Raw genomic sequence first — 23,836 nt, 5'->3', positions numbered from 1 at the left:
GTCTACCCGGGAGCGGCCGGGGCACGCCGGTCTCTTTCGATCTCCACCAGGTCCTCAAATCCCCACGCCGAACCGCGATTTGTGGCCGACACCGCGGGGTGTCGACCACAAATCGCGAGCGGGAAGTCGCGAGCGGGAAGTGAGGAGGAGGGCCGAGCATGAGGACCGGGGCTACCGGTCGGTGACGCCCGCCTTGTCCGCGACGTCGCTCTCGGCGCTCACCCCCTCCGCCACCGGACCCACGCCCGGCTTCGGGCCCCTGAGAGCGAGGGCGAGGAAACCGCCGAGAACGGCGACGGCACCCGCCAGGACGCCGGCCAGCCGCAGGCCGTCCACGATCTCGTGCAACTGGGCTCCGCCCTCGCGGTCGATGCCGCGGTTGGCGACCGCGACCAGAGCCGCCAGGCCCACCGCTCCGCCGATCTGCTGGGAGGTGGAGACCGCGGCCGAGGCGACTCCTTGCTCCAGCGGCGAGACACCCATCCCGGCCGCCGCGAAAATGCAGGTGAAGCCCACTCCGCCGCCGAAGCCCCACAGCACGATGCCGGGCGTCATGGCCCAGAACGACCCGTCCACGGACATCGCCAGGGCGACGGCGGCCACGCCCAGGCCGTTGACGAGCAGCGCCACGGTCGTCACGGCACGGATGCCGAACCGGTTGAGCAGTCCGCCCGTGATCCGCCCGGCCGTCATCGAGAACACGGTGAGAGGCAGGAACGCCAGGCCCGCCTCCATGGGGCTGTAGCCGAGGGTGCCCTGGAGGTAGGTCGTGAACAGGAAGTAGCCGGTGGACAGGGTGGCCGAGAAAAGGAAGGCGACCCCCATGGTGGTGGCCAGGCTCCGGGTACGTACCAGCCGCGGCGGGATGAGCGGATCCCGGGTACGGGCCTCGACCCGCAGCAGGGCGGCCAGAAGCAGTCCGCCGAGGACGAGGGAACCCAGCGCGCGGGACGAGGTCCATCCGGACTCCGGGCCACTGACCAGGCCGAGGACGACGAGCGAGGAACCGGCCGTGGCCAGCACCGCACCCGGTACGTCGAACGCCTTGAGCCCGCCCCTGGGCGCGGAGTCCGGCGGCAGCAGCCAGCGGGCGACCGCCAGGGCGAACAGCGTCAGCGGGACGTTGACGAACAGAACGGACGCCCAGCCCCACCAGTCGGTGAACAGCCCGCCGCACAGGGCTCCGGTGGCCAGACCGCCGCCGCCCGTCGCGCCCCACACGGACAGGGCGCGATTGCGCTCGGGACCCTCGGCGAAGCCGGTGAAGACGAGGGTCAGGGTCGCCGGGAAGAGCAGGGCACCGCCCGCGCCCTGCACGGCACGCGCGGCCACCAGCGTCCCGGGGTCGCCGGCGAGCCCGCCCGCCAGGGACGAGACGCCGTACACGGCCAGGGCGAGCATGAACATGCGACGTGCCCCGAGCCGGTCGACCGCGCGGCCGCCGAGCAGCAGCAGGCCGCCGAACCCCACCGCGTAGGCACTCACCACCCACTGCAGTGACTGTGCCGAGAAGCCGAGGTCGGAACCGATGTCCGGCAGTGCCACGTACACGATGTTGTAGTCGACGGCGATGATGAGCTGGGCGAACCCCAGGAGCGCGAGCCGTAGCCCCAGGCGCGCCGGAGCGCGTGTCGATGAATCGGTCATGGCTCCGACCGTATGAAGTCCCCGGGGCGACGGTGAATGGCCCAGAGTCCTCACTCCATGTCTCAGGGTCTTCCAACTGCCGCGCTACGCTTGCTGGATGGACATGCTCAGCGACGTGCTCTCCGCCATGCGCACCGGGGAGCCGTACGCGGCCCGCAGCAAGAGCCACGCGCCCTGGGGCTTCCGCTTCACACCCGGCGACGCGGCCGGCTGCCACGTCGTTCTGCAGGGCGGCTGCTGGCTCGTACCGACGGACGGCGAACCGCTGGCGCTCGGAGTCGGCGACGTGCTGTTCGCCCCGCACGGGACCGGCCATGTGCTGGCCGACGAGCCCGGCCGCCCCACCGTCGACTTCCATCCCACCCGTGATGAGGAGTCACCCGTGGGGGAGTTGCGCATCCCCGGCTCGGGCGCCGTCACGGAGTTGCTGTGCGCCTCCTACTCCTTCGAGCGGGTACGCCCGCATCCGCTGCTCGGCGACCTGCCGGAGATCATCCACTTCCCCGCCCGGGTCGGGCAGCATGTCTCGCTGCGTGCCGCCGTCGACCTGTTGGGCGACGAACTGCGAGAGCCCCGGGCCGGCACCGACGCGATCCTGCCCTCGCTCATCGACATGCTGCTGCTGTACATCCTGCGCGCCTGGTTCGACGAGCAGGCCGACCGGCCGGACAGGGCCGTCACCGGCTGGGCGTCGGCGTTCGGCGACCCGGCGATGAGCAGGGCACTGCGCCGCATCCACCGACGCCCCGAACACCCTTGGACCGTCGCGGAGTTGGCTTCGGAAGCCGGACTCTCCAGGGCGTTCTTCGCCAAGCGGTTCGCCTCGGTCGTCGGACAGCCGCCGCTGGCGTACCTGACGTGGTGGCGGATGACCACCGCGGCCCGTCTGCTGCGCGGCTCCGACGCGCCGCTGCGCGCCGTCGCCGAACGCTGCGGCTACAGCTCGGAGTTCGCCTTCGCCAAGGCCTTCAAGCGCGCGTACGGAGTGGCGCCGGGCAAGTACCGAACCGATGTCCGAGACGGCGCGGTCCTCTAGTTCGTCGGTCAACGTCCGTTCGGCATCGCGCAATTGTAGGCGGCGTGGGCTCAACAGTCCTTCCTCAAGAAACATCTGCTTCTTTTATTGACGGCGGAAAAGAAGGGCCCTAGGTTTCCGGGCCATGCGATCGACTCCCCGTACGGAGGCGTTCCCGGCCCACACGCCGGCCGCTGCCCAGATCTTCACCACCGTGCTGTCCCACGGTCCGCTCACCCGGTCGGACATGGCAGGCCGGGCCGGACTGTCGGCGGCCGCGGTCACCAAGGCGGTCCGGCCGCTGATCGAGGCCGGGTACCTGGTGGAGCACGTCGACGACGAAGCGCGCCCCTCGCTTGGGCGGCCCGCCAACCCCGTGCGGGTGGACGGCGGACGGGCGCTGTTCATCGGCGTCAAGGTGACCGGCGACGAGATCATCGCCGTACTGACGGACCTGTGCTGCCGGATCAGGGCCGCCCGGCACCTGCCGCTGGCGGCACGTGATCCGAAGGCCGTGCTGGCCTCGATCGCCTCCCTCGTGCACGAGCTCCTCGCGGAGGCGGACGGCTTCGGCGTCCAGGTTCAGGGCCTCGGCGTCGCCGTCTCCGGTGACGTGGACCGCGCCGCCGGAGACGTGCGCTTCTCGCCCTTCCTGGAGTGGCGCGACCTCCCCCTCGCCGAGCTCGTCGAGATGACGACCGGACTGCCGGTCACCGTCGACAACGACGTCCGGGCCCTGACCGTCGCCGAGCAGTGGTTCGGCGCGGGCGTGGGGCTCTCCGACTTCGCGGTGGTGACGGTGGGAGCGGGCATCGGCTGCGGCCTCGTCGTGCACGGGAAGGTCGTCTCGGGCGCCCATGGGGTGGCCGGCGAGATCGGGCACGTGGTCGTGGACCCGACGGGACCGCCGTGCCACTGCGGAAACCGCGGCTGCGTCGAGGCGATCGCCGCGGACCCGGCGATCGTCACGGCGGTACGCGAAACGACGGGCCGCCCGGTGGCCGACGCGGCGCAGGCCCTGGAACTGGCCCACCGGGGCGACCCAGGCGCCCGGCAGGTCTACGCGCGGGCCGGGGACGCGATCGGCCGGGCCATCGCGACCGTGGCCAACCTCCTCGGGCCCGAGCGCGTGATCATCTCCGGCGAGGGCCTCGCGGCGTACGACCTGTTCGCCGAGCAGATCCGTGACGCCTTCGCCGTGTCCGCCTTCGGCACGGCCGCGCGGTGTGACGTGCTGACCCGTCCACTGCCCTTCGACGAGTGGGCGCGCGGTGCGGCGGCCACCGCGATCCAGTCCTTCATCAGCGGCCCGAACCTCGGCAAGGGATGAGACCCGCCCCCTCCTGCACGAACTGACGAGCAGTCAACGTCCTTGGTCTCCAAGGAAGTTCCCGCACCACCGCACCCGCGCATCGCCGAACCCACCACTGGAGGTCCGACCTATGCGGTCACCCTCGTACGCTCCCGGCACCCCCGCCCGTCGCTCCGCAAGAGCCGTGCTCGTCCTGGCCCTCACCGCGGCCGTGGCGACGACCCTTCCAGCAGCCGGTGCCGCCACCCCGACCCCCACCGCCGGCACCGCGGCGGTCGCGGCCAAGCCCTACATGGGCTGGTCGAGCTGGAGCATGCAGTCCTCGAAGTACCCCGGCCTCAACCCCGACGGCGACTACAGCTACCTCACCGAACGGAACGTCCTCAAGCAGACGAACGCCATGGCGGCCAAGCTCAAGCCGTACGGCTACGAGTACGTCAACCTCGACTCCGGATGGTGGCGCGACCAGGACTGGAAGCCGCAGTTCGACCAGTACGCACGCCAGAAGGCGGACCCGGGCCGCTTTCCGCGCGGCATGAAGCCCCTGGCCGACGACATCCACGCCAAGGGCCTCAAGGCAGGCATCTATCTGCCCGTCGGCCTGGAGAAGGAGGCGTACGGCGACGGCAAGGTACCCATCTGGAACGCCGAGGGGTGTACGACCGCCGACATCGTCCACGGCGACCTGCGCACCACCAACGGCTGGGACAGCTCCTACAAGCTCGACTTCTCGCGCCCCTGCGCGCAGAAGTACATCGACTCCCAGGCGCGGCTCATCGCCGACTGGGGCTACGACTTCCTCAAGCTCGACGGGGTCGGGCCGGGTTCCGGCAAGAGCGGCGACCAGTACGACAACGTTGCCGATGTCGCCGCCTGGCAGCGGGCCATCGCCGCCACCGGCCGCCCGATCCACCTGGAGATCTCCTGGTCGCTGGACATCGGCCGGGTCGCCGACTGGAAGAAGTACTCCCAGGGCTGGCGCATCGACACCGATGTCGAGTGCTACTGCAACACCCTCGTCAGCTGGGAGAACTCGGTCGATGACCGCTGGGACGATGTCCCCGGCTGGACCCGCCACGCCGGCCCCGGCGGCTGGAACGACCTGGACTCCCTGGACGTCGGCAACGGACAGATGGACGGGCTCACCAAGGCGGAACGACAGAGTTACGCGACCCTCTGGGCCATCGCCAAGTCCCCGCTCTACACCGGCGACGACCTCACCCGCCTTGACGACTACGGCCTGTCCCTGCTGACCAACCGCGAGGTCATCGCCCTCAACCAGGGCAGCACGCCACCGGCCCGTCCCGTCACTCCCTCAGACGCCCAGCAGGTCTGGGCCGCGAAGAACCCCGACGGCAGCTACACCGTGGCCCTGTTCAACCTCGCCGACGCGCCTGCCGCCGTCACCGCCGACTGGACGACCCTCGGCTTCACCGGCAGGGCCGCCGTCCGCGACCTGTGGAACCACGAGAACCTCGGCACGTACAAGAACAAGGTCACGCAGGCCCTGCCGGCCCATGGTTCGCGCCTGTTCACGGTCACTCCGCGCGGCAGCGCGCTCACCACGACCGGCTACGAGGCCGAGTCCCCGGCCAACACCCTCAGCGGCAACGCCTCCGTGGCCGGCTGCGACGCCTGCTCGGGCGGCCAGAAGGTCGGCAACCTCTACGGCGGCGGCAAGCTCCGCTTCAACGACGTCACCGTCGCCGAGGCCGGTACGTACTGGGTGAAGGTTGCCTACGTCAGCGGCGACGCGCGCTCGGTCGACGTCTCCGCGAACGGCAACGGCGTCGGCCGCCACAAGTTCCCCTCCACCGGCGACTGGGGGACCGCCGAGACCGTCAGCGTGCCCGTCACTCTCAAGGCCGGCGCCAACACGATCACGTTCGACAGCGGCTCCGGCTATGCCCCGGACATCGACCGCATCGACGTACCGAAGTCGTCCTGACCGCCGTTCTCTTCCCTGGAGCCGCAGCATGGACAGCACCCCCACCGAGCCCAGCAGACGAAGACTCCTTTCCCTGGCCGCGGTGGCCGGCATGGCCACCGCCCTCGGCGGTCTGCCCGCCTTCACCGCGACCGCCGCGCCCCGGCGGCCGACCGGTTCGCCGTTGCCGGCGGGTAGTTCACGCAGCGAGCTGTGGTGGCAGGCGCCCGCCGACGACCACTCGATGATCGAACAGGGCCTGCCCGTCGGCAACGGCCGCCTGGGCGCCCTCGCGAGCAACGACCCCGGTCGCGAACTCCTCCTGATCACCGACGCCACCATGTGGACCGGCGGCCTGAACGACACGCTCGACGCCGACGGCCAATTCCCTTACGGCCGCGAGGACTTCGGTTCCTTCACCCTGCTCGGCCGTCTCACCGTGGACATCCCCGACCACGACCTGTCCGCCGTCTCCGGATACCGCCGCACGCTCGACCTGGCACAGGGCCTGGTCACCACGTCGTACGTCCGCTCCGGTGTGACGTACCGGCGGCGGATCTTCGCCAGCCGCCCCGACGACGTCATCGTCCTGCACTTCACCCAGAGCGGGGGCGGCCGTTACACCGGCAGCATCGCCCTTGAAGGCACCCACGGCGAGACCATGCAGCGCACCCAGTCCTTCGGCGCCGCATTTCCGAACGGACTGCGGTACGGCGCGGCGGTGTCGGCGTACGGCTCCGGCGGCAGCGTCACCGTGACCGGGCCACGGATCGACTTCTCTGGCTGCAAGGACCTCACCGTGGTGGTGAGCGGCGGAACCAACTACGCGCCCGACGCCGCCGCCCACTACCGTGATCCGTCCCTCGACCCCGAGCGGCTGGCCCGCGCCAAGGTCCGCGAGGCGGCAGGTCACTCGGCGGACACCCTGCTGCGCACCCATGTCGCCGACCACCGCGCCTTGTTCGAGCAGCTGGAGCTCTCGCTGGGCACCTCGTCCGCCGAGCAGCGCGCCCTGGACACCTGGGAGCGCGTCAGGGCGCGCGCCCGGGACGGCGAGCCCGATCCCGAACTGGAGGCCGCCTACCTGCAGTTCGGCCGCTACCTGATGATCGCCGGGTCGCGAGGCAGCCACCCGCTCAACCTCCAAGGGCTGTGGCTGGACGGCAACGACCCCGACTGGATGGGCGATTACCACACCGACATCAACATCCAGATGAACTACTGGATGGCCGACCGGGCCGGCCTGTCCCAGTGCTTCGACGCTCTCACCGACTACTGCCTGGCCCAACTCCCGTCCTGGACCGCACTCACCCGCGCACTCTTCAACGACCCGCGCAACCGCTACCGCAACTCCACCGGGAAGATCGCCGGCTGGACCGTCGCCATCTCCACCAACATCCACGGCGGAAACGGCTGGTGGTGGCACCCGGCGGGCAACGCCTGGCTGTGCAACAGCCTGTGGGAACACTACGAGTACACGCGGTCACGCTCCCACCTGGTGAGGATCTATCCACTCCTCAAAGGCGCCTGCGAGTTCTGGGAGTCACGGCTGCTCACCACGACCCTCCCCGGCACCTCGCGAGAGGTCCTCATCGCCGACAGCGACTGGTCGCCCGAACACGGCCCGCTGGACGCCAAGGGCATCACCTACGCCCAGGAGCTGGTGTGGGCCCTGTTCGCAAACTATCGCGCTGCATCCGCCGAGTTGAAGAAGGACAGCGGTTACGCGGACACGATCGCCGCCCTCCAGAAGCGGCTGTACCTGCCGCAGGTCAGTCCCACGACGGGCTGGCTGGAGGAGTGGATGTCCCCCGACAACCTCGGCGAGACCACCCACCGGCACCTGTCCCCGCTCGTCGGACTCTTCCCCGGCGACCGCATCCGCCCCGACGGCTCCACCCCCGAAACCGTCGTCGAAGGCGCCACCGCCCTGCTCACCGCGCGCGGCACGGAGAGCTTCGGATGGGCGAACGCCTGGCGCAGCCTGTGCTGGGCACGGCTCAAGGACGGTGAGAAGGCCTACCAGTTGATCGTCAACAACCTTCGCCCGTCGACCGGCGGCAGCAACGGCACCGCCCCGAACCTCTTCGACATCTACCAAGTGGACCAGGGCCGCGGCATCTTCCAGATCGACGGCAACTTCGGCACATCCGCGGCGATGATCGAGATGCTTCTGTACTCCCGTCCGGGCCGGGTGGAACTGCTTCCGGCCCTTCCGGCCGCCTGGGCGAAGTCCGGATCCGTCACGGGAGTCGGCGCGCGAGGCGGATTCGTCGTCGACCTGCACTGGCGGGACGGCACGCCGATCGAGGCACGGATCCGCAGCGTCGGCGGCCGGACGACGACGGTCGCCCACGGCGACACCACCCGGAAGGTGACCCTCAAGCCCGGCGAGTCCGTCACACTGCGGGACTTCACCCGATGACGGCCGGGATCGCCCGAGCGGGCCGACGGGCGGCCCTGCCGCTGCTCGTCACGGCGCTGCTGGTCGGCACGGCCGTGCAGGCGACGCCCGCCGCGGCACGGGCGTCGTCCGGCGACCGCCACGAGGTGATCACCTGGGGCGCGAGCGCGGACCGCATGGGCGATGCCGCCCCCGACCGCAGCTACCGACTCGTCGTGCGCACCAGCATCGCGGGTGACGACCTGCGCGTCCGGCTCTCCAACGCCTTCGGGGACCGGCCGGTGACCTTCGACAGCGTCTACGCCGGCCTCCGGCAGGAAGGTGCCGCACTGGTCCGCGGCACCAACCGGCGGCTGACGTTCGGCGGGGCGCGGACCGTCACGGTCCCCGCGGGAGCCACCGCGTACAGCGACCCGCTGCCCGGACGCCTGCCAGCTGCGAGCGACCTCGTCGTCAGCCTCCATACGCGAGAGGCGGCCGGGCCGGCGACCGGTCACTCCATGGCCATGCAGACGTCGTACGCGGCCGACGGCGACCACACGGGCGAGGAGGGCGCCACGCCCTGGACCGACCGGATCGGCTCCTGGTTCTACCTGGACGCCGTCTCCGTACGTACCAGCACGACCACCGCGGCCGTGGTCGCGCTCGGTGACTCCATCACCGACGGCTGGCAGTCCACCACCGACCTCAACCGCCGTTGGCCCGACTACCTCGCCCGTCGGCTGCGGAAGGCGGACACGGCGGTCAAGGGTGTGGCCAACGAGGGGATCTCCGGAAACAAGGTCCTGGCGGACGGCGCCGGACAGAGCGTCCTCAACCGGCTGGGCCTCGATGTCCTCTCGCAGCCGGGGGTTCGCACGGTGTTCCTCTTCGAGGGCGTGAACGACATCAAGGCCCACACCGGCGTCACCGCCCAGGACCTGATCGCGGGATACCGCGAGATCATCGCCCGGGCCCACGAGGCCGGCACGTGCGTCGTCGGCGCCACCGTCGCGCCGTTCAAGGGCTGGTACGAGTGGGACGCCGCCGCCGAGTCCGTACGCCAGGACGTCAACCGATTCATCAGGGACAGCGGGGAGTTCGACGCCGTCACCGACTTCGACCGCATCCACCCCAACGACAAGGGGATGCAGGCGATGGCCGACTCCGTCGACCTCAACAGCCTCGACTGCCGCACGTAAGACCCGGCCCGCCGACGCCACCGCCGCGCGGGCCGACGGAACGGCTCTGTAGCGTGGGCGTATCAGCCGACAACGACGGAGGCCGCCGTATGACCCGCCCGATCACCGTGGGAGTGGACGGTTCCGCCGAATCCCTGGCCGCCGTGCAGTGGGCGGCCAGGGAGGCGGTACGCCGAGGGCTCCCGGTGCGTGTGGTGCACGCCTGGGAGAAGTCCGACGGGGCGGACGAGCCGGCGGGCGCGCGGGAAGCGCTGGCGGAGACCGTGCGCGACCTCGCCGACCGGCACCCCGACCTGCCGGTGAGCACCGGCCTCCTCGACGGAGGTCCGGTCGAGGCGCTCGTCACCGCGGCCGCGGACGCCGAGATGCTGGTACTCGGCTCACGCGGGCACGGCGCGATCGTCGGCTTCCTGCTCGGTTCCGTGGGCCAGCAGGTGATCGCCGAATCAGGGCGCCCCGTCGTCCTCGTACGCGCCGGTGACCGCGCCGAGACCGAGGCGGCCGGACGCGAGATCGTCGTGGGCCAGCAGGGCGGCCCGGACGACAGCGCCGCCGCCCTGCGGTTCGCGTTCGAGACAGCGGCGGCACGCGGCGCCGGCGTACGCGTCGTACGGGCCTGGAACCTGCCCACCCTGTACACCTTCAGCCCGGGCTCGATGAAGCTCCTTGACGAGGCCGGGGGCCTGGAACCGTACGAGAAGAAGGCGCTCAGGGAAGCGCTCCAGCCCTGGCGGGAGCAGTTCCCCGACGTGCCGGTGACCCAGCACGTCGAGATCGGCAGCGCGGGCGAGGTGCTGCTCTCGGTGGCCGCCCGGGCCCAGCTGATGGTGGTCGGCCGCCGGGCCCACCGCTCCGCCGTGGGGGCACGCATCGGCTCGGTGGCCCACGCGGTCATGCACCACGCGCCCTGCCCGGTGGCGGTCGTGCCGCCCGCCTGACCGCTCGCCCGGCCTTCGCCTCAGACCGGCAGCTCGGGATCGTCCGTGGGCGACGGCAGCGAGTCCCGCACCTTGGGCAGGATGTTCGCGACATAGTCGTCGACGGCCGTGTCCAGACCGATGTCGTGCTGCGCCCGCTCGGACAGGTACCAGCGGTGTTCGAGGAGGCCGTGGTACAGCTCGGCCGGGTCCATGGAGCCGCGCAGCTCCAGCGGTACGGCCCGCACGGTGGGCCGGAACACCTCGCGCACCCAGCGGTGCGCCAGCACCTCGGGACGTGCGGCGAGCGGGTCACCGGGCGCGTAGTCGTCCTGCGTGGCCATCCAGCTCTCGAGGTCGTTGAGGAGCCGGCGTGCCTGGTTCTCCTCGGCGTCGAGGCCGGTCAGCCGCAGCAGCTGCCGCTGGTGGTGGCCCGCGTCGACGACCTTGGGGACGAACGTGACGGTGTCACCGTTCGAGGAGTGCGCGATCTGCATCTCGGCGACGTCGAACCCCAGCTCGTTGAGCCGCCGGATCCGCCGGTCGATGTAGTGGTGCTTGCCCGCCGGATACACGGAGGTCCGCGTCAGCTCCTGCCACAGTCCTTCGTAGCGTTTGCAGATCTCCATGCCGAACTCGATCGGGTCCACGGACGGGTGCAGCGCCCCCGAGGCTTCCAGATCCAGCAGCTCACCGCTGATGTTGACCCGCGCGAGGTCCAGGTCGTAGTCCCGCTGTCCGTCGCTGAGCTGGGGATGCAGCTCGCCGGTCTCCGCGTCCACCAGGTACGCGGCGTACGCACCGGCGTCGCGCCGGAACAGCGTGTTGGACAGCGAGCAGTCGCCCCAGGCGAACCCGGCCAGATGGAGCCGGACAAGCAGCACGGCCAGCGCATCCATCAGCCGGTGCATCGTGGCCGGGCGCAGTGTCGTCTCGAACATCGACCGGTACGGCAGCGAACCGTTGAGATGCCGGGTGATGAGCACCGGTTCCAGGGGAGTGCCGTCGCCCAGGGTGCGGCCGGTGACCACGGCGAGCGGGTCCACCGCCGGGATGTTCAGCCGGTCGATACTGCGCAGCAGCTCGTACTCCCGCAGGGCCGGCCGCTCCGCGAGCTCCTTGACCGCCACGACCTCCGTACCGGCGCGCGCGTAGCGCACCACGTGCCGGGAGATGCCCCGCGGCAGCGGCACCAGGTAGTGCTCGGGCCACTCCTCCAGGGGCAGGTCCCAGGGAAGTTCGAGCAGGAGCGTGGGATGCTCCGGGTTGGTGGCGCTTATCTGCAATGCCATCGCTCGCCTGTCCTGCCTCACGGTCGGCCGTCATGTCGCAGGAGCATCTCCGCACCTGGACGTCCCTTTCGTCAACACGGACGTCCGTTTTGTCGCCAGGTGTTCGTCAGCAGGTGGGAGATGCGCCGCGGCTTCGGTCAGGCCGCCTGGTCGACCCCGAGCATCGCGCGGACCTCGAACTTCTCGTACGCCTCGGTGTCCTCCGGGTGACGGGACAGGACGGTGCCCAGCCAGCCCAGCAGGAATCCGGCCGGTACGGAGACGAGGCCGGGGTTCTGCAGGGGGAAGAAGGCGAAGTCCGCGTCGGGATAGAACGAGGCGGGCCCCGAGGAGACCACGGGGGAGCAGATGACCAGCAGGACGGAGGTGGCGAGGCCGCCGTACAGGCTGAGCAGGGCCCCGCGTGCGTTGAAGCGGCGCCAGAACAGGCTGTAGACCATGGTCGGCAGGATCGCGGACGCCGCGATGGCGAAGGCCAGGAACGCCAGGGTCGCCGTGTTCGTCCCCCAGGAGACGAGCGCGAGCAGCATGCCGAGGACGCCGATGACGACGGCGGCCAGCCGGGCCACGGTCAGCTCCTCACGCTGGTTCGCCCGGCCCTTGCGGATCACTTCTCCGTACAGGTCGTGCGCGAGCGAGGAGGCCGCCGCGAGAGTGAGTCCGGCGGCGACGGCCAGCAGGGTCACGAACGCCAGGCAGGAGATGAGCGCGGTGAGTACGGCGCCGCCGATCTCCTGGGCGAGCAGCAGCACCGCGGCGTCCCCCTTGGCGTCGATGCCCGCGATGGCCTCGCGGCCTACGATCGCCGTCGCGCCGAGCCCGAGCACACCCGCGGCCAGGCAGACGAAGCCGACCAGGCCCATCGCCCACAGCAGGGAGCGGCGCAGCACGCGGCCGACGCTCGGGGCCAGCAGCCGCATCATCACGTGGGGGAGTGCGGCCAGGCCCAGCACGATGGCGAGCTGCAGGCTGAAGAAGTCCAGCTTGCTGGTCGTACTTCCGCCGTAGCGCAGCCCGGGCTCCAGGAACCGCTGCCCGATCCCGCTGCCGGAGGTGGCGGCGCCGAGGAGGTCGTCGACGTTCCAGCTGTAGCGGTTCAGCACCATCACGGCGGTCACCGCGACACCGACGACCAGCATGACGGCCTTGACGATCTGGATGAAGGTCGCGCCGGGCATACCGCCGAGCGCCACATAGAGCACGACCAGGGTGCCGATGGCCACCACACACAGGGTGCGGGTGGTGCTGTCCGGTTCGCCGACGAACTGCGTCAACAGAGCCACGCTGCCGACGAGTTGGGCGACGAGATAGAGCACGGTGATGATCAGCGTGCAGGCGGCCAGGGCCAGGCGCACCGAGCGCTGGCTGCGGGGCAGGCGCAGCGCCAGGGTGTCGCCGAGGGTGAACTTGCCGGAGTTGCGCAGCGGTTCGGCGATGAGCAGCAGCACCAGCATCCAGGCGACGGCGGTGCCCACGAGGTACAGCAGGCCGTCGTATCCGGTGAGTGCGACCAGGCCGGTGCTGCCCAGCAGGGTGGCGGCGGACAGGTAGTCCCCGCACATCGCCAGCCCGTTGCGCAGGGGCGACATGGTGCGGTTGCCGAGGTAGAACTCGCCGATCTCGTCGCCCTGCGGGGCGGTGATGAGAGCGGTGAACATGCTGACCACGACCACCGACACGAACAGGATGAAGGTCAGCTTGAGACTGAAGCCGCCGATGACACCTTCGGCGAGGGTCACCATGCGGCTCTCGGGGAGGGTCACCACGCGCCGAACCGCCTCTGCTGCTGGGGGACGCGGGCCCGCTGGGCCTCGTCACGGTGCAGCTGCGCACGCAGGCGGTCGGCCGCCGGATCGATCCGCCGGTCCATGTGCACCGTGTACCGCCACGCGGTCACGGCCATCACGGCGAACTGCCCCACCCCGACGGCCAGCCCCAGCGTCACATGGCCGAACAGTGGCTGGTTGAGGACGTCGGGCAGGAAACTCGACAGCAGCACGAACAGCAGGAACCCACCCACCGAGACCGACAGCGCCACCACGCCGAAAGTGCGGTGGGCGCCGCGTATGGAGCGAAAGTCGGGATGGGAACCGATCGCGCTCCGGGGCTCAGGGGCGGACGGTGTCCGATCCGAGGGCGAACCATAGTGCGGGCTGTTGTGTCGTGGCATACCGTGCCTTATCAAATAAGAGTGCAGCTCAAGATGCGTTGTTGAACGGGATTCAAGTTCTTGGACCGCGCAGGTCGGGAATTCGCCCGAAATGCCGCTGAAATCCTCATCCGGTCAAACCGGGTGGCCCCGCTGGCGGGGTATTCAGCGCGGCCGAACGAATTGTGGCAGCCAGTCGATTCAACAATCAACACCGGAAATGTGAGGGATATGAGAGGAGGTATATTCGGCCTGTGGTCCGCTCCGCGCTGGCTCAAATGCAATGCACAGCGTCCGTCCCTTCGGCCCCTGTCTTCGCCGCCGCCCCCACCGTCGGGCGCCGCGTCGTCGGCCGGGGCCGCGGGACGTGATGTGCAGCACGCCGCGGCGGTGGCCGTCATCGCCGCCGGGAAGGTTCTGGCTGGGCAGCGCTTGATCAGTGATCAAGCCGGGCAAAGTCCCTGGCCAATGCGCATTCTGCCCATTTGACACTTCGTCGCGCGCACAGATAGGAAGCAGCTCTCTGGGTGGCGAGAGGTGGACTGTGTACGAGCCGAATGTGGTCGGGGACTGGCAGGAGTACGACGACGAGCATGCCGGCCTGCGTGTCCGCGTCCATGGCCTGGAGAAGGCGGAGCCGCCGCGCGGGCGGGACGACGCCGCCGAGGGGATGACCTACTTCAGGTTTCGGGTAACCGTTGAAAATCGAACGACCGAGCATTTCGGCATTCATCTCGAAGACGGCCAACTCGACATCCGTATCGGCGCCGACGGTGAGAGCGCGTTTCTCGACTGGCGCAACTCGCAGTTCATCGAGGGCTTCGACGTCTATCCGCTGCGCCGGGTGACCGCGATCCTGTATGCCGCCGCCGCGGACGGCTCCCTGCCCCAGGTGGACATCCAGGTCCAGCTGAAGGTCGACGACGACTGGACCGACCGGTACCTCTGGTCGGGCGGCATCGGCGTGGACGAGTCGGCCGTCGGTGTCGGCGCTCGCCCCGAGACCGCCCTGGACAGCCTCGCCGCCCAGGTGATGAGCTTCCTGGAGAGGGAAGCGGGGCCGGGGCCGGCCTCCTGAAGGACGCCTGATGCCGGCTGCTCGGCGCCCTCTTCGCCCGTGTCCGCTCGGCCGGGGCTCAGCTGTCTGTGTCGAGGACTTCGGCGGCCGCCGCCGCGACGGCCTCGGCCACGGCCGCGAGAGCCGGGAAGTCGAGTTTCCACTGCTGCCAGAAGAGCGGAGCGTCGATCTGCCGATCCGGTGCGAGATTGACGAGCTGCCCGGCTCTGAGCAGCGGCGCCGCCTGTACCTCGGGCACCATGCCCCAACCCAGCCCGGCGACGACCGCCTCGACGAATCCTTCGGATGTCGGCACGAAGTGCCGCAGCGAACTCGCGCCGCGCCGACCGTGCCGGAGCATGCGGACGAAAGCGTCCTGAAAGTCGTCACGCCGGTCGAAGCACACCACGGGCGCGTCGGCGATGACCTCCCGCAACGGCGTGTCCGGCCACCCGCCGAGCCACCGTGCGGCGAAACCGGAGCCGGCCACCGGGACGTACCGCATACGGCCCAGGCTGCGGACGGAACAACCGGTCACCGGTTCCGGGGACGAGGTCACCGCCGCCATCACCCGCCCCTCGCGCAGCAGCGCGGCCGTGTGGGCCTCGTCCTCGCGGCGCAGTTCGTAGCAGAGCCGCAGATCCTCGGGCACGCGCGTGAGCGCCGGCAGGAACCACGTCGCCAGCGAGTCGGCGTTCACCGCGATCGACAGAAGCGTCGGCTCCTCGGCGCCGGACATGCCGAGCTCGGCCCGCGCGTCACGTTCGAGCTGGGCCAGCTGTCGCGCGAAGCGCACGACGACCTCCCCGGAATCGGTCGGCCGGACCGGCTTCGTACGCATCAACAGGACACGCCCCGTGCGCTGTTCGAGTGCCTTGACGCGCTGGCTCACCGCCGACGGCGTGACATGCAGGACGGCGGCCGCGGCGTCGAACGTGCCCTCGTCCACGGCGGCCAGCAGGGTGCGCACTTGGTCCAGGGGGAGCTCGGTCATCATCACGATTGCTAATGATAGCTAAGAATCTTTAGCTGTACTCGTGTCGGTCGTCGTCCTAGCGTGGCCACGTGACCAGCACTTTGTCCGCCGCGGCCGCCGGGTTCGGCACCGGCCTCTCCCTCATCGTCGCCATCGGCGCCCAGAACGCCTTCGTCCTGCGCCAGGGCATCCGCCGGGAGGCGGTGCTCGCGGTGGTGGGCATCTGCGCCCTGTCCGACGCGGCTCTCATCGCCCTGGGAGTCGGCGGCGTCGGCGCGGTTGTGGTGGCCTGGCCGCAGGCGCTGACCGTGGTCGCGCTGGTCGGCGGCGCCTTCCTGATCGGCTACGGCTGCCTCGCCGTACGCCGGATCTTCCGGCCCGCGGCGCTGAGCGTGGCGGCGGGGACCGCGGGCTCGTGGCGGCGGGCCGTACTCACCTGTCTGGCCTTGACCTGGCTCAACCCGCACGTCTACCTGGACACCGTGTTCCTGCTCGGCTCCATCGCGGCCGACCGGGGTCCGCTCCGCTGGACCTTCGGCCTCGGCGCCGTACTCGCCAGCCTCTGCTGGTTCGCCGCGCTGGGCTTCGGGGCCCGGCTGCTCAGTCGCTTCCTGGTCCGGCCGTCGGCCTGGCGCGTACTGGACGGTCTGGTCGCCGCGACGATGATCGTGCTGGGAGTCACGCTGATCGCCGGGGCGTGAGACACGCTGCCTCCAGAGGCTGCCCGGTCCGGTGGCGGCCCTGGTCGGCCCGGTCGTCGCGGTGGTCTCCGCGGTCGTCTCCGCGATGGACGACGGCGACGGCCAGCAGGCCGAGCGTGAGCCCCACCGCCGTCTGCGGCCCGAACGGTTCGCCGAACATCAGCGCACCCCACACGGCCGTCACGGGCGCCATCAGGAACATGAGCGTGTTCACCTTGGTCACCCCGGACCGCCGCAGGATCAGCCAGTACAGCCCGTACCCGCCGAAGGTGGAGAGCACCACGAGCCAGACCACGGCGGTCCAGAAGGAGCCGCTGGCCGGTGGCGTCACCGTCCCGGTTCCCGCGGCAAGCGCCGTGAATATCAGGGCACTTGTGACGGCATGGACGGTCATCGACACCATCGGGTGAACGTCCGCGCGGGCCCGGCGGTCCAGGAAGGTCGCCGCCACCAGGGACAGCATGCCGACGAACGGTACGAGATACGCCCACCAGGCAGCGCCGCTGCCGGCCCCGGCGTCGGCCGCGGTCACGATGACGACACCGGTTACGCCGAGCCCCAGCCCGAACCATTGGGTACGGGAGACCGGTGCGCCCAGCAGGGGCCCGGCCAGTGCTCCGGCCACCAGCGGCTGGGTGCCGTCGATCAGGGCCGTCGTCCCGCTGGAGACGCCCAGGTCGATCGCGTAGTAGACGGTGAGGAGATAGCCGCTCTGCGACAGCGCTCCGACGACGGCCTGCCGGGCGAGATCACGCGGCGTCAGCCCGCGCCACGAGGCCCGCACGACCGTCAGGGCGACGAGGCCGAGCACGAGGGCCAGCGGCAGAAAGCGCCACATGAGGAGCGTGGCCGGGGTGGCGCTGCCCGCCCCGAGCTTGGCTCCGATGAACCCGGAGCTCCAGGCTCCTACGAATGCGATCGACAGCAGGATGTTCACGGCACCACACACCTCCAAGGTCAGGGACCCAGCGACTATACCGATCTGTATACCTGTCACCGAGTATACAGATCGGTATAGTATTGGGGAATGAGCACCACGAACTCGCCCCGCCGAGTGGCCCTGACCCCCGGCGCCCGCCGCGCTCTGGAGGCAGCGGGCCGACTGTTCTACGACCGCGGCATCCACGCGGTCGGCGTCGACCTCATCGCGGCCGAGGCCGGCGTCACGAAGAAGACCCTCTACGACCGGTTCGGCTCCAAGGAGCAGATCGTGGTCGAGTACCTCGCCGACCGCGACGAACGCTGGCGTGCCTTCCTCGCCCCCCGCCTCGACGCGGCCCACACGCCGCGGGACCGGGTCCTGGCAGTCTTCGACGCCTCACGCGACTGGATGGACGCCACCAGCCCCAGAGGCTGCAGCATGGTCAACGCCCATGCGGAGATCGACGATCCGTCCCATCCGGCGTACGCGATCATCACCGGCCAGAAGGAGTGGATGCTCACGCTGTTCACCGATCTCGTACGTCCCCTCGCGCCCGCCACCGCCCAGTCGCTGGGCCGCACCTTGATGCTGCTCCACGAAGGCGCCCTCGTCGCCCACGGCCTGCGCATCTTCCCCGGCGCGCTCGACCACGCCCGCGAACAGGCGGAGCTTCTCGTGGCCGCGGCCGACGGCCCGTCGCTCACACGCTGAGCTCACACGACCACCCGCCCCACGACGCTCCTCTCCTGACCGGCGACAGTCACCTTCCCGGCCGTGAACGGCCACGGCGGGAGTGCTCGGAGAAATTGCGTCGACTCCGCACGCGTCCGGAATTAGCCTCGACCCCCATGAGCACCCTGCAGACGATCCATGACGTGCCCGTCCTGATGTGCGCCTCCGAGGGAGATGCCATCGGCGATGAACGCGGCGCCTTGGATCTCATCGGGGACGCCGGTTACCAGGGTGCCCACTGGGTCGTCATCCCCGCCGGGCGGTTCGACGAGAGGTTCTTCGATCTGCGTACCCGCGTCGCCGGCGAGATCGTCCAGAAGTTCGCCAACTACCGGCTCGGGGTCGTCGTCCTCGGCGACATCTCCCGCCACACGACGGAGAGTTCGGCCCTGCGGGACTTCGTCCGCGAATGCAACCGCGGTCGCCAGACGTGGTTCCTCGCCGACGCCGAGGAACTGCGGGAGCGCCTGAAGGGCTGAACGAAGCAGCAGACCACCGCCGGCCCGCGGGTCTGGACGGCTCCGGCAGTCCCCCCGGCCGGCTCTCCGACGTGCGGAACCGAGGGGACCGGCCGTGCCACCGCACCACGGGTTCGTCCGTGAGGCCGCCGCAACCGGGCGGGGCGGCGGGGTCCGCGACGAGCCGGGTCAGCTCTCCGCAGGCATGGCTCGGGCGATCAACTCCTGGAGATACAGACCGCGACGGGCGTCGAGCTCACCGGACACGCCGGTACGTACCGCGGTGGCGAAGGCCTGGCGCAACACGGGCCAGCACTCGTCGTGGTCGAGCCCCGCGGTGTCGTAGACAAGCTCGGGGTGAGCCCCGAAGAGCTCGATCCGTATACCCCCGGACCGCACCTCGACCGACCCGGACAGCGAAGCCTGGCTGACCGCACCGCTCTCGTGCTCGCACGTCAACTCGATCCACCGACGCGGATCTCCCGTCCCGCGAACCCGCACGATGGGACCCATGGCCGCGTCCAGCAGGTCCAGAACGTGCGGCCCGAGATCCAGCAGGGCACCGTGCTCCAGCCGCCAGGGAGTCGCGAAGTCACCGCCCAGGAAGGCCCCGCTGAGACAAGACGAACGTGCTCCCGCCACCTCGATCTCCTGCGCCGCCCTGACGAACTCCTGAGCGGCCGGGTGATAGCGATTGGTCAGGACGACCTGGGACACGACCCCCGCCTCGTCGATGGCATCGACAAGGCGCCGAGCCGACGGTACGTCCAGGCCGAGAGGCTTCTCCAACAGCAGCGCCTTGCCCGCCTTCGCCGCCTGAGCGGCCAGCTCCGCCTGAACGTTCGGCGGAACGGCGAAGGCCACCGCCTCACAACTGTCGAGCAGCTCCTCGAAACGCGTCACCGCGGTCGCTCCGTGCGGCGCGGCGGTCTCCTGCGCCGCCTCTGGGCGGCGCGCCCACACCGCGGTCAGTTCCGTCTCGGGGCCGGTGGCGAGTACGGGTGCGTGCACTCCGCGTGCCCAGGGGCCGGCGCCGACGAGGCCGACCTTGACGGGGGAGTGTGGCCAGGGTGACGAAGTGTCGTTCACGGAAGTCCTATCTGTGCCGGGGGGCCGGTGCGGCGAGGTGACAACCGTGAAACTACCGGGCGGCGGGGGCGAGAAAAGGCTAGGCCGGTCGCAGCCACACCGTGGCCAGCGGTGGCAGGGTGAGCCGGATGCTGGCCGGTTGGCCGTGCCAGCCCTGGGCGTCGGGTTTGACGGGGTCGGGGTTGGTGACGTCGCTGCCGCCGTAGCGCTGGGCGTCGGTGTTGAGGATCTCGTGCCAGGCGGGCACGTCGTCCGGGACGCCGATGCGGTAGGCGTGGCGGACGACGGGGGAGAAGTTGGAGACGGCGAGCAGCGGCGCGCCGTCGGCGTCGTGGCGCAGGAAGGCGAAGACGTTGTCCTCGGCGGCGTCCCCGGCGATCCAGGCGAAGCCGGCGGGGTCGGTGTCGCGTTCCCACAGGGCGGGAGTGGCGCGGTAGACGGTGTTGAGGTCGCGGACGAGGTCACGGACGCCTTGGTGGTCGGCGGCGGCGCCGTAGGAGGGGTCGAGCAGCCACCAGTCGGGTCCGTGGGCCTCGGACCACTCCGCGCCCTGGGCGAACTCCTGGCCCATGAAGAGGAGTTGCTTGCCGGGGTGGGCCCACATGAAGCCGAGGTAGGAGCGCAGGGTGGCGCGCTGCTGCCACCAGTCGCCCGGCATCTTGGACACCAGCGATCCCTTGCCGTGGACCACTTCGTCGTGGGAGATCGGCAGCACGTAGTTCTCGCTGTACGCGTACACCATCGAGAACGTCATCTCGTTGTGGTGGTACTTCCGATGGACGGGATCCTTCGCCACATAGACCAGCGAGTCATGCATCCAGCCCATGTTCCACTTCAAGCCGAAGCCCAACCCACCGTCGGAGGTCGCCCGCGTGACCCCCTCCCAGGCGGTCGACTCCTCGGCGATGGTGAGCACCCCCGGGCAACGGCGACAGACGGTGGCGTTCATCTCCTGGAGGAAGGCGACGGCGTCGGGGTTGTCCCGCCCGCCGTGCTCGTTCGGCGACCACTGCCCGTCCTCGCGGGAGTAGTCGAGGTAGAGCATGGAGGCGACGGCGTCGACGCGCAGGCCGTCGATGTGGAACTCCTCGCACCAGTACACGGCGTTGGCGACGAGGAAGTTGCGTACTTCGCGGCGGCCGTAGTCGAACTCCAGGGTTCCCCAGTCGGGGTGGGCGGCGCGCAGCGGGTCCTCGTGCTCGTACAGCGGGCGTCCGTCGAACTCGGCCAGTGCCCAGTCGTCGCGCGGGAAGTGGGCCGGCACCCAGTCCATGATCACGCCGATTCCGGCCCGGTGCAGCGCGTCGACCAGGTACTTGAAGTCGTCCGGTGTGCCGAGGCGGGCGGTCGGCGCGTAGAACCCCGTGATCTGGTAGCCCCAGGAGCCGCCGAAGGGGTGTTCGGCGACCGGCATCAGCTCTACGTGGGTGAAGCCCAAGTCGGATACATAAGTGGTGAGTTGGTCGGCCAGCTGACGGTATGTCAGGCCCGGTCGCCAGGACGCCAGGTGGACCTCGTACACAGAGAACGGCGACTCGTGCACGGGTCGGCGACCCCGTCCGGTCATCCACTCCTCGTCCCGCCACTCGTGGCGGGAGACATGAACGACCGACGCCGTAGCGGGCGGCGTCTCCGCCCAACGAGCCATCGGATCCGCCCGCATGGTCCTGGAACCGTCGGACCGGGTGATCTCGAACTTGTATCGTTCCCCCTCGCCGATCCCCGGGACGAAGAGCTCCCAGACCCCGGAGGAGCCCAAGGACCGCATCGGAAGAGCGGTCCCGTCCCAGAAATTGAAGCTTCCCGCCACCCGCACGCCACGGGCGTTGGGTGCCCACACCGTAAAGCGGGTGCCGGTGACGCCCTGGTGGACCATCGGCTCGGCACCGAGCGCCGTCCACAGCTGCTCGTGCCGCCCCTCGCCGAACAGATGCAGATCGAACTCACCGAGCGACGGCAGGAACCGGTAAGGGTCCTGCACCTGCGTCTCGTTACCCTCGTACCTCACCAGCAAGGTGTATTCGGGGACCGAGTCGAGTGGCAGGACCCGGGAGAAGAGACCGTCACCCTCGTCGGCCAACTCCTCGCGCACCCCGTCGGCCAACGACACGGTCACGGCTTCGGCGTACGGCCGCAGGACGCGAAAGACCACACCCCCGGACACCGGATGGGCCCCGAGCAGCGCATGAGGGTCATGGTGGGCGCCCGACAACAGACGTTCCCGATCGGTCGCGCCCATCGAGGCCACCGACCGCCCGGGCTGCCCGGGCCGTCCCGACCGTTCGCTGTGACGGACGACTTCGGACGCCGGTGCGGACAGGGATACGGAGATGTCGCGGGGTGCCACGGCTTCAGCCTCCTTGAGCGCTGTGAAAGGAAGGGACCGGTTTCGGGGGACGGCTACCGGAGGGAGCGGGCGTACGGTCACGTTCGGCGAGACGGGCGATCGCCGCCATCGGCACGGGCAGCCAGTCGGGCCGGTGCCGTGCCTCGTACAGCACCTCGTACACGGCCCGGTCGGTCTCGTGCGCGCGCAACAGCTCGGGCTCCGCGCGCGGATCCCACTTCGCCTCGACGGCGTACCCCGCGCAAAAGGCCTCCCGGCAGCGCCGCGCCCACTCCGGACGCCACGGCCGTCGGCTGCGGGCGGCGTAGTCGAAGGAGCGCAGCATGCCCGCGACGTCGCGCACGGGGGACTGGGGACGACGGCGTTCGGCGATCGGACGGGCCGGTTCGCCCTCGAAGTCGATGACGAACCACCGCTTCCCGGCCCGCAGCACCTGACCGAGGTGAAGATCGCCGTGAATCCGCTGCACGGGGCGGCCCGCGCCGAGGACGGCGAGTGCGTCGAAGGCGGTCCGCAACCCGGCCACGTACGGCAGCAGGTCCGGCACCGACCGGCACGTGGCGTCCAGCCGCTCGTTCATCGCGGCCGCGAGCCGCCTGCTCTGGTCCCGGGTCGGGGCGTCGAGGGCGAACGCCCTGGCCAGCGCCAGATGCACCTCGGCGGTCGCCCGCCCCAACTCGTATGCCTCGTCGGTGAAATCCCTCCCCGCGGCCAGCGACTCGAGCGCCAGGGTCCACCCGTCGGCTGCCTCGGGCAGGAACGGCTGGAGTACGCCGAGCGTCGCTTCCTGGGGCTGCGAGGTACGGAACCACGCCACGGGGGCCGGCACCCGGGTGCAGCCCTGGCGGGCCAGCGCCCAGGGCACTTCCAGGTCCGGGTTGATGCCGGGCTGCACTCGGCGGAAGAGCTTCAGGATGTACGAATCCCCGTATACGAGTGAGGAGTTGGACTGCTCGGCGTCGAGGAGCCGTGGAGTGAGACCGGCGGGGACCGTCACCTGCGGGTCGCGCTCGAACCGCAGCGGGCCCGCCGTTCCCGGGGTGCGCAGCCGCTCCAGGAGCAGGTCCGCCGACCGGGGTTCCTGAAGGGCGTCGTACACCGTCAGGCCGGCCAACGGCCCCTCGTTCGGACGGCCGATGCGGGCATGGGCCAGGCGGGGTGGCAGGACGTCCCGAACACCGAGCAGCAACTGATAGCAGTCTCTGGGCAGGGACGTGCCGGCGTCGTGCCGCGTACTCACCAGGAGGTGCAGACAGCCCGGCTGCAGTTCGGTCACCGACAGCAGAGACAGTTCCGTGACGCGCCGGCCCTTGCCCGCGAACCAGCGCTGCTCGGGCAGCCACGACCGCAGCAGTCCGGCGAGCGACGTCAGCAGGAGCGCCGGGGTGTGGCTGCTCGGGCGGGGCGGTACGACCTTGTGCATGTCGACGCGTCCTTTCAGGAGCACACCATCAATCGTCGGTTGGTGGGGGGAGCGACTGCGCGGAGTCGGAACCAGTAGAAGCCGTGTCCGGCGAGGGTGAGGAGGTAGGGGAGGTCGCCGATGGCGGGGAAGCGGACGCCGCCGATGAGTTCGACGGGGTGGCGGCCGTTGAAGGTTTGCAGGTCGAGTTCGGTGGGTTGGGCGAAGCGGGAGAAGTTGTGGACGCACAGGACGAGGTCGTCGCCGTGTTCGCGGAGGAAGGCGATGACGGCGGGGTTGGTGGAGGG

Annotated in this window: 20 protein-coding genes; 10 read left to right on the top strand and 10 right to left on the bottom strand. The window is 70.2% G+C overall.

Annotation, left to right across the window (positions count from 1 at the left end):
• Positions 1-171: 171 nt before the first annotated feature.
• On the bottom strand, positions 172-1,647 hold the full coding sequence (locus AB0I18_RS36530) for an MFS transporter (RefSeq protein ID WP_363109992.1): 1,476 nt from the start codon (positions 1,645-1,647) through the stop codon (positions 172-174).
• Positions 1,648-1,744: 97 nt separating this feature from the next.
• Between AB0I18_RS36530 and AB0I18_RS36525 the strand changes: the two genes are divergently transcribed.
• From AB0I18_RS36525 to AB0I18_RS36500, 6 genes are all read left to right on the top strand, one after another.
• Positions 1,745-2,683, top strand: a complete 939-nt coding sequence (locus tag AB0I18_RS36525) for an AraC family transcriptional regulator (protein ID WP_363109991.1) — start codon at positions 1,745-1,747, stop codon at positions 2,681-2,683.
• 124 nt (positions 2,684-2,807) lie between these two features.
• Positions 2,808-3,992: an ROK family transcriptional regulator gene (locus tag AB0I18_RS36520; RefSeq protein ID WP_363109990.1), complete on the top strand. Its 1,185-nt coding sequence runs from the start codon at positions 2,808-2,810 to the stop codon at positions 3,990-3,992.
• Positions 3,993-4,104: 112 nt separating this feature from the next.
• On the top strand, positions 4,105-5,922 hold the full coding sequence (locus AB0I18_RS36515; protein ID WP_363109989.1) for a carbohydrate-binding protein: 1,818 nt from the start codon (positions 4,105-4,107) through the stop codon (positions 5,920-5,922).
• A gap of 28 nt (positions 5,923-5,950) precedes the next feature.
• Positions 5,951-8,326 carry a glycoside hydrolase N-terminal domain-containing protein gene (locus AB0I18_RS36510; protein ID WP_363109988.1) on the top strand — a complete coding sequence of 792 codons (2,376 nt, stop codon included), beginning with the start codon at positions 5,951-5,953 and terminating at the stop codon, positions 8,324-8,326.
• Positions 8,323-9,486, top strand: a complete 1,164-nt coding sequence (locus tag AB0I18_RS36505) for an SGNH/GDSL hydrolase family protein (RefSeq protein WP_363109987.1) — start codon at positions 8,323-8,325, stop codon at positions 9,484-9,486. The genes AB0I18_RS36510 and AB0I18_RS36505 overlap by 4 nt, the downstream gene beginning before the upstream one ends.
• Positions 9,487-9,575: 89 nt before the next feature.
• The gene (locus AB0I18_RS36500; protein WP_363109986.1) at positions 9,576-10,424 is read left to right on the top strand and encodes a universal stress protein; all 849 of its coding nucleotides are present in this window, start codon (positions 9,576-9,578) and stop codon (positions 10,422-10,424) included.
• A gap of 20 nt (positions 10,425-10,444) precedes the next feature.
• Here the strand turns inward: AB0I18_RS36500 and AB0I18_RS36495 are convergent, their stop codons facing one another.
• The 3 genes from AB0I18_RS36495 to AB0I18_RS36485 all read right to left on the bottom strand — a co-directional run bounded on the left by AB0I18_RS36495 (position 10,445) and on the right by AB0I18_RS36485 (position 13,865).
• Positions 10,445-11,695 carry a DUF4032 domain-containing protein gene (locus AB0I18_RS36495; protein WP_363109985.1) on the bottom strand — a complete coding sequence of 417 codons (1,251 nt, stop codon included), beginning with the start codon at positions 11,693-11,695 and terminating at the stop codon, positions 10,445-10,447.
• Between the two features lie 137 nt (positions 11,696-11,832).
• Positions 11,833-13,437, bottom strand: coding sequence for a cation acetate symporter (locus tag AB0I18_RS36490; protein WP_363110018.1), 1,605 nt, complete (start codon positions 13,435-13,437; stop codon positions 11,833-11,835).
• 17 nt (positions 13,438-13,454) lie between these two features.
• Entirely contained in the window at positions 13,455-13,865 is a 411-nt protein-coding gene (locus AB0I18_RS36485; protein WP_363109984.1) for a DUF485 domain-containing protein, read from the bottom strand.
• Positions 13,866-14,388: 523 nt separating this feature from the next.
• Here AB0I18_RS36485 and AB0I18_RS36480 point away from each other — a divergent pair.
• The gene (locus AB0I18_RS36480) at positions 14,389-14,922 is read left to right on the top strand and encodes a hypothetical protein (protein WP_363109983.1); all 534 of its coding nucleotides are present in this window, start codon (positions 14,389-14,391) and stop codon (positions 14,920-14,922) included.
• 58 nt (positions 14,923-14,980) lie between these two features.
• Here AB0I18_RS36480 and AB0I18_RS36475 read toward each other — a convergent pair whose 3' ends face one another.
• A complete protein-coding gene (locus AB0I18_RS36475) occupies positions 14,981-15,898 on the bottom strand; it encodes a LysR family transcriptional regulator ArgP (protein WP_363110017.1) in 918 nt (305 codons plus the stop codon).
• A gap of 68 nt (positions 15,899-15,966) precedes the next feature.
• Between AB0I18_RS36475 and AB0I18_RS36470 the strand changes: the two genes are divergently transcribed.
• Positions 15,967-16,578 (top strand): LysE/ArgO family amino acid transporter, encoded by a 612-nt coding sequence (locus tag AB0I18_RS36470; RefSeq protein ID WP_363109982.1) that lies wholly within the window; start codon positions 15,967-15,969, stop codon positions 16,576-16,578.
• On the opposite strand, the gene AB0I18_RS36465 is transcribed toward AB0I18_RS36470, so the two are convergent.
• Positions 16,556-17,515: a DMT family transporter gene (locus AB0I18_RS36465; protein WP_363109981.1), complete on the bottom strand. Its 960-nt coding sequence runs from the start codon at positions 17,513-17,515 to the stop codon at positions 16,556-16,558. The genes AB0I18_RS36470 and AB0I18_RS36465 overlap by 23 nt on opposite strands.
• A gap of 90 nt (positions 17,516-17,605) precedes the next feature.
• Here AB0I18_RS36465 and AB0I18_RS36460 point away from each other — a divergent pair, with 90 nt between their 5' ends.
• Positions 17,606-18,211, top strand: coding sequence for a TetR/AcrR family transcriptional regulator (locus AB0I18_RS36460; protein ID WP_363109980.1), 606 nt, complete (start codon positions 17,606-17,608; stop codon positions 18,209-18,211).
• A 137-nt stretch (positions 18,212-18,348) separates the two neighbouring features.
• Positions 18,349-18,711: a DUF4180 domain-containing protein gene (locus AB0I18_RS36455; protein ID WP_363109979.1), complete on the top strand. Its 363-nt coding sequence runs from the start codon at positions 18,349-18,351 to the stop codon at positions 18,709-18,711.
• A 168-nt stretch (positions 18,712-18,879) separates the two neighbouring features.
• Here the strand turns inward: AB0I18_RS36455 and AB0I18_RS36450 are convergent, their stop codons facing one another.
• The 4 genes from AB0I18_RS36450 to AB0I18_RS36435 all read right to left on the bottom strand — a co-directional run.
• Positions 18,880-19,779 (bottom strand): Gfo/Idh/MocA family oxidoreductase, encoded by a 900-nt coding sequence (locus tag AB0I18_RS36450; protein WP_363109978.1) that lies wholly within the window; start codon positions 19,777-19,779, stop codon positions 18,880-18,882.
• 79 nt (positions 19,780-19,858) lie between these two features.
• Complete coding sequence (gene glgB / locus AB0I18_RS36445) at positions 19,859-22,018, bottom strand: 1,4-alpha-glucan branching enzyme (protein ID WP_363110016.1); 2,160 nt, start codon at positions 22,016-22,018, stop codon at positions 19,859-19,861.
• 112 nt (positions 22,019-22,130) lie between these two features.
• On the bottom strand, positions 22,131-23,549 hold the full coding sequence (locus AB0I18_RS36440) for a maltokinase (RefSeq protein WP_363109977.1): 1,419 nt from the start codon (positions 23,547-23,549) through the stop codon (positions 22,131-22,133).
• A 14-nt stretch (positions 23,550-23,563) separates the two neighbouring features.
• Positions 23,564-23,836: alpha-glucosidase C-terminal domain-containing protein (locus AB0I18_RS36435; RefSeq protein WP_363109976.1), on the bottom strand; the 273-nt coding region annotated here is incomplete at its 5' end.

Source organism: Streptomyces sp. NPDC050704 (assembly GCF_040654355.1).
In the GTDB taxonomy this organism is placed as follows: Bacteria; Actinomycetota; Actinomycetes; order Streptomycetales; family Streptomycetaceae; genus Streptomyces.
Note: the sequence above shows the minus strand (reverse complement) of the source record. Positions and strands in the feature narration are given on the sequence as shown.